At 58.9% G+C, this 479-nt stretch carries 1 protein-coding gene; it reads left to right on the top strand.

The genetic code is table 11. The features are described 5' to 3' along the window. Positions 1-479, top strand: a 479-nt coding sequence (locus FY112_RS37655) for a porin (protein ID WP_246700654.1), incomplete at both ends; no start/stop codon positions are given.

Genomic DNA, 479 nt, shown 5'->3' with positions numbered 1-479 from the left:
ACAGCTGGTGGGACGATGGTCTCTCCGGTGAAACCGACGACATCGGTTCGGTCGTAACGCTGCACAACTCCATCCGTTATCAGTATGAAAGCGGCACCTTCTACGCTGGCCTCAGCGTCGACGAACTGGAAGATGGCGTTTACAAGCTCGGTGAAGAAGCCAACAACGTTGGCGTTGCCTTCGGCGTTGGCGGCACTGCCGGTGCGTTCAGCTACCAGATCACCGGTGGCTATGACGTCGACAACGAAGACGGTGCTGTCCGTGCAATGGGTACTGTCGAAATCGGTCCTGGTACGCTCGGCCTCGCCGGCGTATACTCCACCGGCCCGAACTCCTACTACTCTTCGGCTGAATGGGCTGTTGCTGCCGAATACGCTATCAAGGCAACCGACAAGCTGAAGATCACCCCGGCCGTCCAGTACTACGGCAACTACTTCGGCGGCGGCACTGTCGTTCCGGATGACTTCGACGGTCTCGGC

Source organism: Rhizobium sp. PEPV16 (assembly GCF_008919455.1).
Lineage (GTDB): Bacteria > Pseudomonadota > Alphaproteobacteria > Rhizobiales > Rhizobiaceae > Rhizobium > Rhizobium leguminosarum_Q.
The sequence above is the reverse complement of the archived record's forward strand: the minus strand, read 5'-3'. Positions and strand labels throughout refer to the sequence as shown.